The organism is Empedobacter tilapiae, from assembly GCF_004785645.1.
GTDB classification, from domain to species: Bacteria; Bacteroidota; Bacteroidia; order Flavobacteriales; family Weeksellaceae; genus Empedobacter; species Empedobacter tilapiae.
The window spans coordinates 404,098-422,651 of sequence record NZ_SRPE01000002.1 but is presented as its reverse complement, the minus strand read 5'-3'; the positions used below and the strand labels follow the sequence as shown (position 1 = coordinate 422,651).

The window sequence follows — 18,554 nt, the reverse complement described above, 5'->3', positions numbered from 1 at the left end:
TAACCTGCTCGGGATGTAATTCCGTAGGAAGAATTCCAAAATGCAACGCCATTGCCGCCACATGCCGAGAATAATTCTCGAAAGTACGCTGGCTTCTGCCTAAAATGGAAATATTTCGCTGAAAACGTTGCAGAAGTTCAGAAAAACCCGTAATTTCACTACAAGCGCGATTAATGTATTTGTTCGCTCTTAATTCCTCCGGAGATTTTTTTTAGTTACCATAGTATCAATTGTTTAATATTAATATACTAAGGTACGAAATCATCGCAGCGAAAGCTACCGGAGGTTTAGTTCAACATAGTATTTGCAAAATAACAATTTCTAACGAATAAAAAATCCTTGTCTAAGTTTAGAACCTTGACAAGGATTTTTTTATATATCAATTAAAATAATAAAAACTGAACGGGTTTGATTAAATATCTAAAAACGAAAGATTACTCTTCCCATTCTTCTTTTATTTGCCTTTCTTGATAATCTGCAACCATTTCTGCTTCATAATCTACTTTTTCTCCTTTTGAGAAACGACGAATTGCACTATCGAATAATGAATAAACCACAGGAACAATAATTAAGGTTAGGAATAGTGAAGAAACTAATCCACCAATAATTACCCACGCCAAACCGTTGTTCATCTCTGCCCCTGCTCCTTCTGCTAATGCAATTGGAATCATCCCGAAAACCATTGCAATTGTTGTCATCAAAATTGGACGAAGACGTGCATGATTGGCTTGTACCAAAGCATTGTGAGTAGTTTCACCTGCTTCTTTTCTATGATTCGTAAAGTCAACCAATAGAATTGCATTTTTACATACCAAACCAATCAACATAATCATTCCGAGAATCGTGAAGATATTCAATGAATTGTTTGTTAATGCTAAAACTACGAAAACTCCGATTAATGATAATGGAATAGAAAACAATACCACGAAAGGATAAATAAACGAGTCGTACAAAGCAACCATTACCAAATAAACCAAGATAATCGCAGCTAACAATGCATAACCTAAAGTACCAAAACCTTCGGATTGATTTTCTTCATCTCCACCCCAAACATAAGAAACTCCAGTTGGTTTCTTATTGTCAATTTTCTTCAAACTTTCCTTGAAATCAGTTACAATATCTCCTGTTGTACGACCAACCGATTGTGCTTGCACTGTTACAGAAGGCGTTTTATCTCGACGTTCTAAGAAACTTGGACCTGAACTTTGCATAACCGTTGCAAATTGATCTAATCGGATTTGTTGTCCTTTATCATTCACAAAAATTAAGCTTCGAACATCATCAATATTAGAACGATTAAAATCATTGTATTGAATATTAATATCATATTCATATTCACCCGCACGAAATTTCCCATCTGTATTTCCAGAAAAAGCTGTTTGCATGGTTAAACCAACAGTTTGCAAATTCAATCCTAAGGCTGACATTTTATCACGATCAACCTGCACATTAATTTCAGGATTACCTTCTTCTGTTGTCAATTTCACTTCCGAAGAACCTTTGATTTGTTCTAATTCGTGTTTTGCTAATTCAGCAAATTTCATAGCACTTTCTAAATTAGAACCAGTAACAACCAACGCAATTGGTGCTTGTTCAGCTCCTATCAAACCAACTGGAACAGTTTTCACTTTTACTCCAACCAATTCTTTTTCTAATTCGCGTTTTACTTTTGCTGCATAAATAAATGAATTGTCTTCACGTTCTGATTTATCATTTAAAATAACATCAATCTCCGATTTATAAGCTGTTGCTTGCGCCGCTCCAAATCCTTCGGAACTTTGACCAACTGTTGTTATCATATCAACAACTTCTTTTTTACCACGTAAAAATTTCTCAGCTTTTTGCGTTACAAAATTTGACTCTTCGATTGTTGCATCTTTTGGCAATTCCATCTGAACTAAGAACTCACCTTTATCTGTTTTCGGAAAAAATTCTCCTCCAATATACTTTCCTCCTATTAGGATAGCAATTGTTCCAAATAAAACGATAAAAACCCCAACAAAAACACCTATTCTTCGAACTGTAGATTTTAAACACCATTCTAACATATTTGAAATAAAATGCGTGAATTTTGTTAATTGTTTCTCGAACCAAAGAATAAATTTTTCGAATATATTTTTTCCTGTAATATGTTCTAATTTACCAAAACGAGACGATAACCAAGGTACAATTGTAAACGATGACAATAAGGATAACAATGTTGCAATAACCACAGTAACACAGAATTGTGCAATAATATCGGCTACTAATCCTGTACTCATTGCAATTGGTAAAAATACCACTACAATAACTAATGTAATCGCGGTTACGGTAAATCCAATTTCTTTTGCTCCGTCATAAGAAGCTCTAATCTTAGATTTTCCCATTTCCATATGACGGTAGATATTCTCTAATACAACAATCGCATCATCCACTAAAATCCCCACAACAAGAGATAAACCAAGTAATGACATTAAGTTCAAGGTATATCCCATTAAGTACATTCCAATAAATGTTGCAATTAAAGACGCAGGAATAGCAACCATTACAATAACAGCATTTCGAATACTATGCAGAAACAATAGCATTACAACTGCTACTAAAATAACTGCTAGAACCAAGTCAAATATTACATGGTTGGCAGCTGCTAAAGTAAAATCAGATGTATCATTTACTATCTTTATTTTTAGTCCTTCTTTATTATAATCTGCTTCAACTTTTTTAATCGCCCCTTTCATTAATTCAGAAACGGCTACAGCATTAGCATCTGATTGCTTTACAACTTGGACAATAATTGCAGAATTTTGATTAACACGTGCTATTTTTTCTACTTCTTTCTGAGAATCTTGCACAAAAGCAACCTCCGATAAACGAACTTGAATTCCGTTATTCGAAGAGATCACCAAATTATTCAACTCTTCAATTGATTTATATTTTCCAGAAAGACGAATAATTGTAGAATTTTCACGTGTTTTTACACTTCCTGTTGGGAAATCTAAATTCGATGTCAAAACTGCTTGTTGAACTTGAGGCACAGATAATCCGTAACCTTTTAGTTTATTGGGATCTAAACTTACCTGAATCTCACGTTCTTGTCCACCAATTAAATTTACTTGTGCTACTCCAGTTACTCGAGATAAAATAGGTTCTATCTTTTTATCTAATAAATCATACAAATCTTTTTCTGTCAATTTATCAGAAGTAACTCCAGCCGTAATAATAGGTAAATCACTTAATGAAAATTTTGTCAGCGAAGGAGGATCTACATCATCTGGTAAGTCTTTTTCAATCGCATTGATCTTTCGTTGTGCATCATTCAGAGCTAAATCTGCATTTGCTCCTGCATTTAACGTTACCATTACAACTGATAAACTTTCGTAAGATTTAGATTCAACCTTTTTTACATTTTCTAAAGCCGCTACAGCATCTTCTATTTTCTTTGTTACAGAATTCTCTACCTCATTTGGTGAAGCCCCTGGATAAACAGTAGAGATTGTAACAACATTTGTTTCAAACTTTGGAATTAATTCATATCCCATTTGTGTGTAACTAAACAATCCTCCTAAAATAAGTATCGTAAATAATACGATAATCATCGAAGGTCGTTTAATTGATATTTCAGCTAATTTCATAGAACATTACTCTTATTTAACAACTTTCACTTTTGTTCCATCTTTCAGATTAATCTGTCCACTTGTAACGATTTCAGTTCCTTCTTTTATTCCACTAATAATTTCAATATCAGTCCCCATAGTTTTTCCAATAACAACTTTTGTTAATTTTGCTACTCCTTTCTCTACTACGAAAACTTGTCCTGAACTAATTCCATTTACAAAAGCATTTGCTGGAACAATCAAAACATTTTTCCCTGCATTTACATCATCTTTTGTTGAAAAAACCGCTGTCCCATACATTCCAGCTTTTAACCCAGAATTATTTGAAACTTGAATTTCTACTGGAAAATTTAATGAAGCATCAGCTTTAGGTGCAATAAAAGAAATTCTTCCTGCAAATTCTTGATCAGGAAAAACACTTGCTAAGACTTTGATTGTTTGACTAACTTTAAGATTGACAACCTCAGCTTCTGTTACTGTAACTTGTAATTTTAACTTTGAAACATTAACAATATCAAACATTTGAGATCCTGGATTAACTACAGAACCAGGTTCAATATATCGTTTATTAATTACGCCAGAAATTGTTGCTTTTACATTCGTATCACTTACACGCAAATTTTGAGCAGAAACTGCTGCTCTAGCATTTTTTAATTGTAAACGAGAATGATCTAATTGTTGTTTTGTAACTCCACCTGTTTTGTAAGCATTCTCATAACGTTCATTATCTACAATCGCATTTTGAAGATTATTTTGCGCTTGCGTTACATCTACTTCAATTGCATCTTTTTTAATTGTAGCCAGAGTTTGACCAACAGAAACATAACTACCTTCATCTACCAAAACACGCACAATTCGTCCAGAAATTTCAGAAGGAAAACTCATTTCCTGAAAAGGAGCAAATGTTCCATTAGCTGTATAATCTGCATTTAAACTTGCATATTTTGCCTTAGTTGTATTCACTACAACTTCATCATTATTTGAATTTACAATTGCTACTTCTTCTTCTTGTTTTGCTTTATTATTTTTGATGATATAAATTGCCCCACCAATTAAACCGGCTGCAATTAATATATAAAGTAAAGTTTTTACTGATTTCATAAAATCGATTCTATTATTGAATTAATGTTTTTAAGTCTCCTTTTGCTTTAATTAATGCTATTTCAGCTATTTTATATTCTAATAAAGCATTTGAGTAATTATTTCGAGCATCTGTTAACGCATTTTCTGCATCTAAAATTTCTGTTAGATTTGCTAAACCTTGTTGGTAATTATTTTGTGTGTTTACTAAAACTTTTTCAGCTAGCGACACATTTTCTTCTTGAATATCAACACTTTTTAATGTGTTTTCAATTTGCGCTTTTGCATTTTGATATTCTAAACTCAATCCAAGTTTTGTATCATTCATTTGTTCTTCGATATCTAACAAATCTATTTCTGCTTGATTTATTTTTGCTTTTATAGCTCCTCCCGAAAAAATCGGAACTTTAACACTTAAACCAACTGAAGCTAAATCTGACCAAAAATAATCTTTAGAAGTTATAAACTTATCTCCCATTCCTGCATAACCATAATTTGCAGATAAGCCAACTGTTGGATAAAGGTTTGCTCTTTCCGCTTCTTTTGCAAAACCTAATAATTCCTTTTGTTTTGATAAAACTTTAAATTCTGTTCTATTTTCCACATCAATTTGGTCTTCTAATAAAGCTAAATTTGGTGTAATTGTTTCTTCTGTTAAACGAATAGATTGTTCTATCGGATAACCCATATAAAATTTTAATGCATTCTTATTGATGTCAACTGCATTTATCAATTGTTGCCGAGAAGAAGATATATTATTTAGTTGCACAACTATTCGGTCCAAATCAATTGGCTTAGCCAATCCATTCTCAACCAAACTTTTGATTACATTTCGAACTTTATTTGTGTTTTCATAACTTTTCTCTATCGTTTTTAATTTTTCTTCTTGAATAAAAACCTGATAATAAGCATTAGCAACACGTTCTATAATTTGTTCATCTGTTAAATCTGCATTAACTTGATAAAACTCTCGCGTTGATTTTGCTGCTTTAAGACCTGTGAAAACTCGTTGATCAAAAATGTTTTGATAAACACTAACTCCTATATTAGAAACCCAAGGTCTACTCATTTCTCCTTTCATTTGTTGTCCTGCAAAAGTCAGCACCATTTGTTGTAAGATTGGACTATACTGCATTCCTGCATCTGCACTAATCTGAGGTAAAGCTCCTGCCCTAGCTTCATCAATTTTATATTCTGCTTTTTTTATTGCTAAGTCCGCGCGTTTTGCTTCTGCTTTATTTTCTAATGCAAAATTCACAGCATCTTTTAATGCAACTATTTCTTGCGCATTTGCAAAGCTTACAAATCCTACAATTACTAAAGAGAGTAATAATTTAAGCCTATTCATTTATTTATTTTTAAAAAGTGTATTGAGAATAATTTCCTTTCTATCTGAAAGAATTCGTTTAAATTCAGCATCACTTAACTTCAAATCTAATTGTAAAAGTGGACGAATTGTAAAAGGATAGTTGATTAAAGAAATCATATTTAATAGGAATTGAATAGGTTCCATTTTTTCAATCGTACCTTTTTCCATTTCTTCTTCTAAACGCTCATAAAAAACATACACGACTTCATTCAAATCATCTTTCATTAATTTAGAACACATCGTATTATTCTTATTCATTTCAGTTACAATATAAGTTTCTAAATAAGGATATTCAATTGATGTCGCAATAGAATCTTCTATAAACTCTCCTATCATTTCTTTTATATCAAGATTTCTGTCAAAAATTGCACGAGACTTTTCATTACTTACACGCGTAGCTTCTTCGTAAATAATACTAATCAAATTATTTCGAGATCTGAAGTAATAATTAATCAATGTTCTATTAACCTTGGCTTCATCTGCTATTTCTTGTGTAGTTGCATGAAATCTACCTTCGCCAAAAAACATTCTTTTTGCTGTTTCTTTGATCAATTCTTCTGTATCATCTTTCATATTTATGTGTGTTTTTATTTTTAACAAAATTGTCAAACAAAATTATTAATATTTTTTGTTAATCCAAATCGTTAAACATTTTTTTATTAAAACTTGAACAAAATCATAAAGATTACTGAATTGATTATCCGTAAATTTGTTCAATGAAAGAACAATATGATTTGATTATTGTAGGTGCTGGACCAATTGGTTTAGCTTGTGCAATAGAAGCGAAAAGAAATAATCTTTCTTACTTAATTATTGAAAAAGGTGCTTTGACAAATAGTTTGTACAATTATCCTTTGTATATGACATTTTTTTCGACTGCCGAGCGATTAGAAATCGGTGATATTCCATTCAATTGTATTGCTCCAAAACCTGGTCGTCAAGAAGCTTTAGAATACTATAGAAACATTCATAAATATTTTAAATTTAATCTAAATCTTTACGAAGAAGTATTAACGATCAATAAAGTTAAAATGAATTATTTTGAAGTTAAAACTTCTAAAAATAATTATTCAGCTAAAAATATCGTACTTGCAACTGGTTTTTATGACATTCCAAACTTAATGAATATTGAAGGTGAAAATTTGCCAAAAGTTCATCATTATTACAAGGAAGCTCACCCTTATTCTTTTCAGAATGTGGTAGTTGTTGGAGCGAATAATTCTTCTGTTGATGCGGCTTTAGAATGTTACCGAAAAGGAGCCAATGTGACAATGGTGATTCGCGGAGAAGGTTTTACGCATCGACTAAAATATTGGGTTCGTCCAGATATCGAAAATCGAATTGCAGAAGGAAGTATTAAAGTATATTTCAATTCGAATGTTACATCTATTGATGAAAATCAAGTTCATATCAAAACGCCAGAAGGTAATATTTCAATTGAAAATGATACCGTTTTAGCCTTAACTGGTTATCATCCGAATTTCAAATTTTTGGAGAATTGTGGAATAACTTTAAGCGATGATGAATTAAAAACACCAACTTACAATCCCGAAACAATGGAAACAAATGAAGATGGTTTATATTTGGCAGGCGTTGTTTGTGGCGGAATGTTGACGAATATTTGGTTTATTGAAAATTCGCGCGTACATGCTCAACAAATTGTAGAAGCAATTTTAGCAAAAAATAATGAATAAAAGTTTCTGTATTAATCAGAACATAAAATAAAAATAACATGAAAGACCTTTTCGGACAGGCAATTTTAGATTATCAAACCAATCATTCGCCCGAAGATCTCTATACCGAAACATCAATTTCAGAGTTGGATGTGATGCCAATTGATTATCTTTTTCGAGAATATGATGACATGCCAATTTTGGAGCAAAAAGCATTGGATTTATCAAAAGGAAAAATATTGGATGTTGGTTGTGGAGCGGGGTCTCATTCACTTTATTTGCAAGAAAAAAGTTCAGATGTTTTAGCGATTGATATTTCTCCAAAAGCAATTGAAGCTTGTTTGTTGAGAGGAATTAAAAATGCTAAAGTTCAGAATTTCCTTGAAATTAATGATGCTGAAAAATATGATACGATTCTATTTTTGATGAACGGAACTGGGATTTTTCAGAATTTAGTTTTAATCAATGTTTTCTTAGATAAAATCAAAAAATTATTAACCGAGAATGGTCAAGTTTTGATCGATGGAACCGACATTATTTATATGTTTGATGAAGACGAAGATGGTGGAAAATGGATTCCAAGTAATGGAAATTATTATGGTGAATTAGATTTTACGGTTCATTATAAAGGCGAGCAAGAAGAACCTATTCAATGGTTGTATTTGGATTTTGATACGTTAAAAAATGCGTGCGAATATCATCAACTAAAATGTACAAAAATAAAAACCGAGGGAGATTCTTATCTTGCAAAAATAACTTTTAGCTAATTTTTAGTAGTTAATTAAAACCTGAACAATACAATGAAAGTAAAATTTATAAAATATCTTTTTTTAGGTTTATTCAATGGATTCTTATTTTCTTGTAGTAGTTATAAAATAGAAAATGTCGAATTTTCTGATTTTTCAACAAATCGAGAAATTCAATTAAAGAAGGTAAATAATTTAAGAGCTTTAGGAAATATTAAAAACCTTCAAGGTAGATTTTTGAAAGATAGTTTGATTTATCGTAGTGCAGATCTTCATAAACTAAAAGATTTAAAAAAGATTAAACAATTAAAAATTCAACTAATTATTGATCTTAGGACAGAATATGAAATTTTTAAAAAACCTGATATTATCATTCCTACTATAAATTATCAGCATTATCCAGCTTTTACAGACAAAGAAGATCAATTAAATCAAGCTAGAAAATTAGTACTTAAAGGTAAAGTGAATGCGAATGATGCTTATAATCGTATGATAAAATTCTATCAGGAATATCCTACCGAAAATCCTGATATGATAAAAACGATTATAACAGAAATTCTTGATTCTGACGTTCCTATTTTATATCATTGTACCGCAGGAAAAGATAGAACTGGAATTATAAGTGCTTTCATTTTAAAAATTTTGAAATTTGATAATGAAACTATATATCAAGAATATCTTTTATCAAACAACATGCGAAAAGATCTTATTCAAAAACGCTTAAACAAGGCTAAACACCTGCATTTTATATTTCCTAAAGCAGATTTAAAAGTTTTAGAAAAATTAAGTTGGATTGAAGAAGATTATTTAAATGCTACTTTTGAGGAAATAGATAAAAAATATGGTTCGTTTGAGAATTATACTAAAACTATTTTGAACATTTCCGACGAAAAAAGAAATTATTATATCAATAAGTTTACCTACAATAAAAAGTAAATAACTACTCAAAATATTTTTAAAAAACTCATTAGTTCATCAGAATTAGTGAGTTTTTTTATTATAAAACAAGTTAACTTTAGGAAAAATTTAATCTTTACAATAAGTTATTTTCATTAATTTTAAAAACAATCAACTAACACAAAACAAAATGAAAACTATTCACGTTAATGTGAAACAATTGGGTAAAAAGTACCCAATTCTAGCTGAACAACCAATAAATATTGATACAGAAGAAGATACAATTTCTATTCAAGAGCTTCTTCATTTTATCGTTCAACAACAGGTTGAAAATTACAATCAAAAATCTATAGAAAAGGAAGACGAAGATGTCCAAAAACTTCCAAAAGAAAATTATTTACCACTTCTCATCGAATCGGGAAAAGCCAGTTTCTCTAGCATTTACAATGAAAACAAAGTTAATTTAATAAAAGCACAAGAAACAGCTTCTCAAGCTTTTGAAGATGGAATGTTTGCTATATTTTTAGGTGATCAACAATTTGAAGATTTAGCTGAAGAAGTTTCATTAACAACTAATCAATCATTTACATTTATACGACTTACATTTCTTGTAGGAAGCTATTGGTAAAACTAAATAACCTAAAAAAATTATGTCTACAATTACTGAAATCTTATCACCTTTTGTTATAAAAAATGAAACAAAAGAAGTTGAAAAGAAACTCAAAAAATCATTAGAATCATCTCTTTTACCAAAATCAATCAAAAAAGAAGTTGCCGAATTAGGATTACTAATTCTAAAAGGTAATACAGAATATTACAGAGAAATTGATTATGGAACCAAACAATTCTTAAAAATAAAAGAATTAATTTCTGATAATATCTGGGAAGAAAAAAAGTATTACAAATTATTAGAACTTTTCTATGGAGAAGAATTAGCTCCTTATGTAAAAAATAGTTGGAATAAAATGTCTGAACGAATTTATCAATCGGGATACCACAGACGATCTTTTCGTGCGCCACACCAAAAAGATTATATTCTTGTAAAACAAATCAATTTCTTGCGTAATTTATTGACAAAACCTTCTCAATACACTTCCGAAGGTTATAAATATTACAATTTGCCTATTGTTGAGCAAATTAGATATTCTTCTGATATTGGCATTAATGATAGTTATACATTGATTTGGTCTGAAATGATAGATGAAGGAAATCAACAGATTTATCAATTAATGGAAGATATTATTTATGGAAAAGATCCTATAGGAAAAGTTTCTCGAAATATTATCAAAGCTTTATTAAATTCTCATAAACCTGAAGCGTGGGAATTGGTTGAGAAACTTTTACTTTCTGCACAGCGACAAGAAGGTTTGCGACAAACAATTCTCGAAACCTTAGACGAAACAAGTGTTGGCGCATTACAATCTTTGATTAAAGTTATTATAAATGAAAAATTAGCACGTTTTTCTTCTGTTGTTCGCGCTGTAGATACTTGGACAGGTTTGGGTTGGGAAGCAGAAAAAGAAACAACAATTCGTAATATTTTAACTTTTGCTGATCAATTTTTGACTCATCCTGAAACGATTGAAAAAGGAATAGAAAGCAAAAATAACAACGAAGTTTATATGGCACTTTGGTCCCAAGGTGTAACAGATATCGACGTTTCATTAAATTATGTAGAAAAATTACTTGAGAAGGGAACAACTGAAAAGAAATGTTTGGCTTTAAAATTTGCAAGCGAAACTTCTATCTTCGAAAAAGAAATAAGACTTTATAATAAAGCTTTAGACGAAGTTAATTTACAAGTTTTCTCTTTCTTTTTACCACGAATGATTTCTGTAACTTCATCATTCAAATTTCCTAACGATGATACTCTAATTGGTCTTTTTGATAAAGTTTTACATCTTGCAGAAACAATTCAAGAAAAGGAAAAAACATTCGAAGGCAAAGTCTTTTCTTGGTTAACAACCAAATTCACTAAAGATGATTTATATTCAGTTGCTATTAATTTAATTGGAGAAGATCAAATAAAACTTGAACGAATTTTAGCTAAATTTGATCAATTAAGTCTTTCATTACGAGAATCTTTAACGCGATTAGTTTTAAAAGATTTTTATAGTTACTCTTATTATTACATGGATCAGAAAAAATCAACAAAAAAGGTTTCTGATTTTCAACGAGAATTCGCTTTAAAAGTAATAAAAGATCGAGGCGAAAGTATTATTGCTTCTGCTTTAAATACATTAAAACATTCAGAATTAAATCAAACTGAAATTGATTCGATTCAAGATTTATTCAAACGAAAAAGTGCCAATCTACGTAAAAACTTAATTCAATTAATTCTTAATCAAAAAGATGAAATAGTATCTTCTTTTACTGAAAAGTTAATTGAAATTGGAGATGCAGAACAACGTTTAGCTGGATTGGATATTTTATTGCAATTAACAAAGCAAAAACGTTCTGCTGACTTTGTAAATGATTGCGTGAAATCGTTTAATGAGCGTAAAAAGATTACTGAAAAAGAAACTATTCTTTTAAAACAATTAGATCCAAAAAGTTCTGGTGAAATATTATCAATCGAAAACGGTTTTGGTATTTACGATCCAACCAACATTACTCCTTTTGAATTACCTAAAATAGAAAATAAATCTGTTTATCTAAAACATACAAAAAAGAATAATTTTGGTTTTTCTAAATCTATTGAGGAAATTTTGAAAGATTTAGAAGAGTTAAAACAAATATACCTTCAAAATAAAGATTACGAGTATGAATATGAAGATTGGAACAATAGTATAATTACTGATTTGTTAGGAAATAGTTTTAATTCTTTGAAACGAAACACCCAAAACTTCACTGCTGATGAAAAATTTGCTAATTATCCTTTACACGCAATTTGGGAAAATTGGTATACCGAAAGTAAATTAACTCCGATCGATCTTTATTTATTGACTTTAGAAGAAGAATGTGATCGAAAAGTTTGGCGAACTATTTTAGAAAAATATGTCTTTTATAACAAAGGTAAAATTCCTAATCCTTTCAAAACAGACTATTATTGGAACAATCCTGTAAAAACAATTTTATATGCTTTGCACGAAAAATTTCCTTTTGAAGAAGCAAATGATTTTTTAATCGACGGTACTATTCAGATTTTTTCTAATCTACCAAAAGATGTTATTCACTATCAAAGTAAACGTAATGAAAATAATTACTATTACAATGAAGAATACGGGAATGGTTGGCAGAACGAACGTTTTTTTGATGTTTTCCTTAATAAATTTAATCTTTATAATCTTAAAAATGGAGATATTCAAAAAGCATGGAATATTTACAGATGGCGTCAATACAATGGTTTAACTGAAAATATTCAGTTGAATAAACCTCCGCTTTATATTTATTGTTTAGCTTATCAAAATAACTTGATTACAAAAGATGAAATGTACGAAGGTATTCTAGAACCTGATCGCATTAACATTATTACAAGTGAGCGAAAACATTATCAATATCACGGAAGCGAAACATTACAAAAAGATTTCCCTTTCTTAACTGAAATGATTGAAAATATTCGAGAAAAATTTTTGGATGTTGAACTAAAACGAGGAGATTCTAGTACAACTGTCACACAATTTGTTCAAAGTTTTGAATATATCTATGGAATAAATCGTTTTGTAGAAATCTTAGACAAACTTGGAAAAGCAAAGCTTTTCAAAGGTTATATTTATTCTTGGCGTTATACAGATGTCACAAAACAGAAGTTATTTAGTTTCTTAATCAAGCGATGTTTACCGCTAGAAACTGATACGCAAGAAGAATTTAACCAGTTAGTAAAGAAAGCTAAAATTTCAGAAAGCCGTTTAATAGAAGCGTCTGTTTATGCTCCTCAATGGCAAAAATTAGTTAGTAATTATTTAGATTGGAAAGGTTTAGACGCGGCAATTTGGTGGATGCACGCTCATACAAAAACGTCTGGTTATCAAGCTGAAAATGCTGAATTAGAAAGTGAAGTTGCAAAATACTCTTCAATTGATATTCAAGATTTCAAAGATGGTGCAGTAGATAAAGATTGGTTTACGAAAGCATATAAAGAATTAGGAAAATCGCGATGGGAAATATTATATGAAGCTGCAAAATATATTTCTGACGGAAATGGACATCGTAGAGCAAGATTATATGCAGATACTTTAACTGGTAATTTAAAAATTAGAGAAGTTACAGCCAAAGTAAAAGATAAACGAGATCAAGATTATTTGCGTGTTTACGGTTTAGTTCCATTAAGCAAAACAAATGCTGAAAAAGATGTTTTATCTCGCTATGAATATTTACAACAATTCAAAAAAGAAAGTAGAGAATTTGGTTCGATGAAACAAACAAGCGAAGCTTTAGCTTTGCGAGTTGCTTTGGAAAACTTGGCAAGAAATGCAGGTTATCCAGATCCTATTCGTTTAACTTGGGCAATGGAATCTCAACAGGTTCAGCAAATTTTATCTAAAGATACACAAGTCGAAATTGATGGTACAACAATAGGTTTAATTATCGATGAAGATGGAAAAGCAGATTTGGTAACTTTTAAAGGAGATAAGCAATTAAAATCTATTCCACCAAAATTAAAAAAAGACAAAGCAGTTGTAGAACTAACCAATTATCGTAAAACATTACGAGAACAATTTACTCGTTCAAGAAAAGGTTTAGAAGAAGCGATGATTCGTGGAGATGAATTTTTATTTTCAGAAATTGAAAATTTATTTTCGCATCCAATCATTTCGAAACATTTAGAAAAATTGGTTCTTATTTCGAGCAAAAACACCATTGGATTTTATGTAAATGGGCAATTAAAAGATTCAAAAGGAAATTTACAATCAATTAATTCGACAGAAACTTTCAGAATTGCTCATTGTTATGATTTACATCAAAATTCTGTTTGGATTGATTATCAACATTATTGTTTTGATCAAAAACTAAAACAACCTTTTAAACAAATTTTTAGAGAATTATATATTCCTACAGCTGATGAATTAAAGGAAAAATCTATTTCTCGTCGCTATGCTGGACATCAAGTTCAACCAAAACAGACATTAGCTTTATTGAAAACTCGTGGTTGGAAAGTTGATTACGAAGAAGGTTTGCAAAAGGTTTTTCACAAAGAAGGTTATCAAGTTAAGTTATATGCTTTGGCAGATTGGTTCTCGCCAGCAGATGTTGAAAGTCCAACTTTAGAAACTATCGAATTTCACTCATTGAAAACACATAAGAATATTCCTTTCGAAGAAATTAATCCTCGAATTTTCTCAGAAGTAATGCGTGACATTGATTTGGTTGTTAGCGTAGCTCATGTTGGTGGTGTCGATCCTGAAGCAAGCCATTCTACAATTGAAATGCGAACAGTTTTATTAAATGAAACCGCTCGATTATTCAAACTGAAAAATGTCGAAACAAAAGGAAGTCATGCTTACATAAAAGGTGAAATGGCAGAATATAGTGTACATTTAGGAAGCGCTATTGTGCATCAAGTTCCTGGTTTGTATTTATCTATTCTACCTGTACAATCACAACACAGAGGTAGAATATTTTTACCTTTTGCTGATGATGATCCTAAATCTGCAGAGGTCATTTCAAAAGTTTTATTATTAGCAAAAGATAATGAAATAAAAGATCCAACTATTTTAAGTCAAATAAAACGTGAAATCAACTAAATAGAAAAAGCGAAGAGATAGAAACTCTTCGCTTTTCTTTTTTACAAAAAAATTGATAATGATATAAGTTAATCAATAGTTGAACAATTAATTATCTTTTAAAAAATTCTTAAATTAGTAGAGATTAAACGCAATTTATGGAAGAACACTTGCCAAAACTCATTATAGATTTAGGATTAATTCTTTGTGTAGGCGCTGTTACAACGCTTATTTTTAAACGCATCAACCAACCGCTTGTCTTAGGTTATATCATTGCCGGTTTTTTAGTTGGACCGCATTTCGAGTATATTCCATCCGTTGCAGAAGAGCATAATGTGGAGATTTGGGCAAAAATTGGTGTTATTTTTCTTCTCTTTAGTCTTGGTCTTGAATTTAGTTTCAAAAAACTTCTCAATGTTGGTGGCTCTGCTTCTATCACTGCGATTGTCGAAATTATATGCATAGTAACCGTCGGTTATTTCGTTGGTCGATTTATGAATTGGTCTACTATGGATAGTATTTTTCTCGGAGGTTTGTTAGCAAGCTCTTCTACAACTATTATTATTAGGGCTTTTGATGAGTTAGGTTTAAAACGAAAAAAATTTGCTAATGTAGTTTTCGGAATTTTAATTGTAGAAGATATTGTTGTCATATTACTAATGGTAATGCTTTCCACAATGGCCGTAAGCCAACATTTTGATGGAACCGAAATGATAAATTCTTTTGTAAAATTAGGTTTCTTCCTAGCTGCTTGGTTTATTGGTGGAATATTTATTATTCCTACATTTTTGCGTTCTATAAAAAAGTATTTAGATGATGAAACTTTACTAATTATTTCTATTGGTCTATGTCTTGGAATGGTTTATATCGCTGATAGTGCTGGGTTTTCTATAGAATTAGGTGCTTTTGTCATGGGATCTATTTTAGCTGAAACTATTTATGCTGAAAAAATTGAACATAACTTTCAATCTGTAAAAAATTTATTTGCTACAATCTTCTTTATTTCTATTGGAATGATGATTGATCCTATTTCTATGTATGAACACAAATGGGCAATTCTGATTGTTACATTATTAACAATTATTGGAAAATTAATTTTTACAACCTTAGGCGCAATCATCTCTGGACAGCCTCTAAAACAATCTGTTCAAGTTGGGATGAGTATGGCTCAAATAGGTGAATTTGCCTTTATTGTTGCAGGTCTAGGACTTTCTCTTGGAGTGACAAGCGACTTTCTTTTTCCCGTTGCAGTTGGAGTTTCTGCCATTACAACTTTTACAACACCTTATTTAATCAAATCATCTGATTTTGTTTATTCTTTTTTAGAAAAAATACTCCCTCAAAAAATTATTCAAGGAATAGAAAAATACTCATCAGATACTCAACATATTCAAAATGAAAATAAATGGAAAGAGATCATTAAACAAACTGTTACTACAATTTTTATAAATGGAATAATTATTATCGCTATTACATTAATTGTAAAAAGTTATTTATTGTTCTTACTTACAGATTGGTTTAGCTATTTTGGTGCAAGCTTAGTTAGTCTTATCTTAACTTTCATATTATGTATTCCTTTCATTTGGGCAATAATTGGCAATCGTCCAAAAAGAGAAATAATTAGAGAGTTTTGGGACGAATCTAATTATAATAGAGCTCCTATTATTGCTATTATTTCGATTCGTCTTACATTAGTTGTTGTAGCTGTTATTTTTATTTACAATCAATTTTTTTCAAGTACAATTGCTTCAGTTATTTTAACAATTGGACTTCTAATTACCATGTATTTTCTTTCAAAATATTTCAACAAAGTTTACGATTATATTCAGAAAAAATTTATTTATAATCTAAATGAACGCGAAATTCTTAATAAAAGAAAAGAAGAACGTATAAAAAAAGAAAAATTTCAATATACTTGGGATAATACACACATTTCTGATATGATTGTTCCACAAAATGCAAATTTTATTGGAGTTCCTTTAGGAGAATTAGATTGGAGAACTAAATTTAAAATAAACATAGCCTATATAAAACGTGGAGATCGAATAATTCAAACACCAAATTCTGAATCTGTTTTATATCCTTTTGATAAAATAGGCATTATCGGAACTGATGAACATATTCAACGTTTTGAAAAATATTTGCAAATTATTGGAGAAACTCCTCCTGAAAATAATGATTTAAAAAACACTGATAATTTTACGTTGGACAAAGTTGTAATTCCACAAGATTTTTGTGAATTAGAACATAAATCAATTGGTTGGGTAAAAGATACAGCAAAAGGAATTATAGTTTCTATAGAACGAGACGGAGAAACTATTCATAATCCTGATAGAAATGTTGAAATAAAATTAGGCGATTATCTAACAATTGTAGCTGATAAGAAAAACTTAAAAACTTTTATACAAGATTATAATTTAAAATAAAGGAAGTAATTTTACATCATGCAACGTAAGATTATTCACATCGATATGGATGCTTTTTTTGCTTCTGTAGAACAGCGTGATTTCCCTGAGTTAAGAGGAAAGTGTATTGCTGTAGGAGGTAGTGAAGAGCGTGGTGTAATTGCAACAGCTAGTTATGAAGCAAGAAAATTTGGTGTAGGTTCTGCAATGTCTTCAGTTATTGCTAAACGAAAATGTCCTCAATTAATATTTGTAAAACCTCGATTTCAAGTTTATAAAGAAGTCTCTAATCAAATTCGAGAAATATTTCTTGAATATACTAATTTAGTTGAACCTTTATCTTTAGATGAAGCGTTTTTAGACGTAACAAATAATCACAAAAACATTGAAATTGCAACAGATATCGCAAATGAAATTAAACAAAAAATAAAAGAACGAACAAATTTAACAGCTTCTGCAGGTGTTTCTTTTAATAAATTTCTAGCCAAAATTGCTTCAGATTATAATAAACCTGATGGTCTTTATGTAATAACTCCAAAGATGGCTGAAAACTTTATTGATAAACTTCCTATCAAAAAATTTCATGGAATAGGAAAAGTAACTGCAGAACGTATGCAAATGATGGGAATCTATACTGGTTCAGATTTAAAAAAATTAGACTTAGAAAAGCTTTTACGAGAATTTGGAAAATCTGGCCAATATTATTATAATATTGTTCGTGGTTTAGATTTTAGAGAAGTAAACCCTAGTCGACTACGTAAATCATCTGGTTCTGAAACAACTTTTAATAAAGATTTAGTAACTTTAGAGGAAATGCAAATCGCCTTATTTCCTTTGATGGAAGACGTTTGGAATTGGTCTTTAAAAACAAATATTTACGGGAGAACAATTACTGTAAAAATAAAATACAATGATTTTTCGGTTACTACAAAAAGTAAATCAGCGTCATTCCCAATTAAAAATAGAGATCTTTTTGATCAAATTTGTTATGATTTATTAACTGAAGGTTATTCATCTCACAAACCTGTTCGACTTTTAGGTATTTCTATTTCCAATCTTGAGAATAATCACAAAAAAATAGGTATTCAATTAGAAATACCTTTTACAGAAATTATATAATCTTCTATA

At 30.2% G+C, this 18,554-nt stretch carries 11 protein-coding genes; 7 read left to right on the top strand and 4 right to left on the bottom strand.

What is annotated here, in order from left to right; genetic code table 11:
- Positions 1 to 434: 434 nt before the first annotated feature.
- From E4J94_RS04100 to E4J94_RS04085, 4 genes are read right to left on the bottom strand one after another with little or no spacing between them, the layout of a single operon-like run.
- Positions 435 to 3,611 (bottom strand): efflux RND transporter permease subunit, encoded by a 3,177-nt coding sequence (locus E4J94_RS04100; protein ID WP_135834583.1) that lies wholly within the window; start codon positions 3,609 to 3,611, stop codon positions 435 to 437.
- Positions 3,612 to 3,623: 12 nt separating this feature from the next.
- The gene (locus E4J94_RS04095; protein WP_135834582.1) at positions 3,624 to 4,694 is read right to left on the bottom strand and encodes an efflux RND transporter periplasmic adaptor subunit; all 1,071 of its coding nucleotides are present in this window, start codon (positions 4,692 to 4,694) and stop codon (positions 3,624 to 3,626) included.
- A gap of 13 nt (positions 4,695 to 4,707) precedes the next feature.
- Positions 4,708 to 6,021 carry a TolC family protein gene (locus E4J94_RS04090; RefSeq protein ID WP_135834581.1) on the bottom strand — a complete coding sequence of 438 codons (1,314 nt, stop codon included), beginning with the start codon at positions 6,019 to 6,021 and terminating at the stop codon, positions 4,708 to 4,710.
- Positions 6,022 to 6,615, bottom strand: coding sequence for a TetR/AcrR family transcriptional regulator (locus E4J94_RS04085; protein WP_135834580.1), 594 nt, complete (start codon positions 6,613 to 6,615; stop codon positions 6,022 to 6,024).
- Between the two features lie 143 nt (positions 6,616 to 6,758).
- Between E4J94_RS04085 and E4J94_RS04080 the strand changes: the two genes are divergently transcribed.
- The 7 genes from E4J94_RS04080 to dinB all read left to right on the top strand — a co-directional run bounded on the left by E4J94_RS04080 (position 6,759) and on the right by dinB (position 18,545).
- The gene (locus tag E4J94_RS04080) at positions 6,759 to 7,736 is read left to right on the top strand and encodes a YpdA family putative bacillithiol disulfide reductase (RefSeq protein WP_135834579.1); all 978 of its coding nucleotides are present in this window, start codon (positions 6,759 to 6,761) and stop codon (positions 7,734 to 7,736) included.
- Between the two features lie 38 nt (positions 7,737 to 7,774).
- Entirely contained in the window at positions 7,775 to 8,482 is a 708-nt protein-coding gene (locus tag E4J94_RS04075) for a class I SAM-dependent methyltransferase (RefSeq protein WP_135834578.1), read from the top strand.
- A gap of 33 nt (positions 8,483 to 8,515) precedes the next feature.
- On the top strand, positions 8,516 to 9,397 hold the full coding sequence (locus E4J94_RS04070; protein ID WP_135834577.1) for a tyrosine-protein phosphatase: 882 nt from the start codon (positions 8,516 to 8,518) through the stop codon (positions 9,395 to 9,397).
- 151 nt (positions 9,398 to 9,548) lie between these two features.
- Positions 9,549 to 9,986: a hypothetical protein gene (locus E4J94_RS04065; protein ID WP_135834576.1), complete on the top strand. Its 438-nt coding sequence runs from the start codon at positions 9,549 to 9,551 to the stop codon at positions 9,984 to 9,986.
- Between the two features lie 22 nt (positions 9,987 to 10,008).
- Complete coding sequence (locus E4J94_RS04060; protein ID WP_135834575.1) at positions 10,009 to 15,042, top strand: DUF4132 domain-containing protein; 5,034 nt, start codon at positions 10,009 to 10,011, stop codon at positions 15,040 to 15,042.
- Between the two features lie 137 nt (positions 15,043 to 15,179).
- Positions 15,180 to 17,447, top strand: a complete 2,268-nt coding sequence (locus tag E4J94_RS04055; RefSeq protein WP_135834574.1) for a cation:proton antiporter — start codon at positions 15,180 to 15,182, stop codon at positions 17,445 to 17,447.
- A gap of 18 nt (positions 17,448 to 17,465) precedes the next feature.
- Positions 17,466 to 18,545 (top strand): DNA polymerase IV, encoded by a 1,080-nt coding sequence (gene dinB / locus E4J94_RS04050; RefSeq protein WP_135834573.1) that lies wholly within the window; start codon positions 17,466 to 17,468, stop codon positions 18,543 to 18,545.
- Positions 18,546 to 18,554 lie beyond the last annotated feature (9 nt).

What these genes read in the sequence shown, in the direction of transcription:
- E4J94_RS04100 (WP_135834583.1), bottom strand. Translation starts at nt 3,611, where the DNA reads ATGAAATTAGCTGAAATATCAATTAAACGACCTTCGATGATTATCGTA.
- E4J94_RS04095 (WP_135834582.1), bottom strand. Translation starts at nt 4,694, where the DNA reads ATGAAATCAGTAAAAACTTTACTTTATATATTAATTGCAGCCGGTTTA.
- E4J94_RS04090 (WP_135834581.1), bottom strand. Translation starts at nt 6,021, where the DNA reads ATGAATAGGCTTAAATTATTACTCTCTTTAGTAATTGTAGGATTTGTA.
- E4J94_RS04085 (WP_135834580.1), bottom strand. Translation starts at nt 6,615, where the DNA reads ATGAAAGATGATACAGAAGAATTGATCAAAGAAACAGCAAAAAGAATG.
- E4J94_RS04080 (WP_135834579.1), top strand. Translation starts at nt 6,759, where the DNA reads ATGAAAGAACAATATGATTTGATTATTGTAGGTGCTGGACCAATTGGT.
- E4J94_RS04075 (WP_135834578.1), top strand. Translation starts at nt 7,775, where the DNA reads ATGAAAGACCTTTTCGGACAGGCAATTTTAGATTATCAAACCAATCAT.
- E4J94_RS04070 (WP_135834577.1), top strand. Translation starts at nt 8,516, where the DNA reads ATGAAAGTAAAATTTATAAAATATCTTTTTTTAGGTTTATTCAATGGA.
- E4J94_RS04065 (WP_135834576.1), top strand. Translation starts at nt 9,549, where the DNA reads ATGAAAACTATTCACGTTAATGTGAAACAATTGGGTAAAAAGTACCCA.
- E4J94_RS04060 (WP_135834575.1), top strand. Translation starts at nt 10,009, where the DNA reads ATGTCTACAATTACTGAAATCTTATCACCTTTTGTTATAAAAAATGAA.
- E4J94_RS04055 (WP_135834574.1), top strand. Translation starts at nt 15,180, where the DNA reads ATGGAAGAACACTTGCCAAAACTCATTATAGATTTAGGATTAATTCTT.
- dinB (WP_135834573.1), top strand. Translation starts at nt 17,466, where the DNA reads ATGCAACGTAAGATTATTCACATCGATATGGATGCTTTTTTTGCTTCT.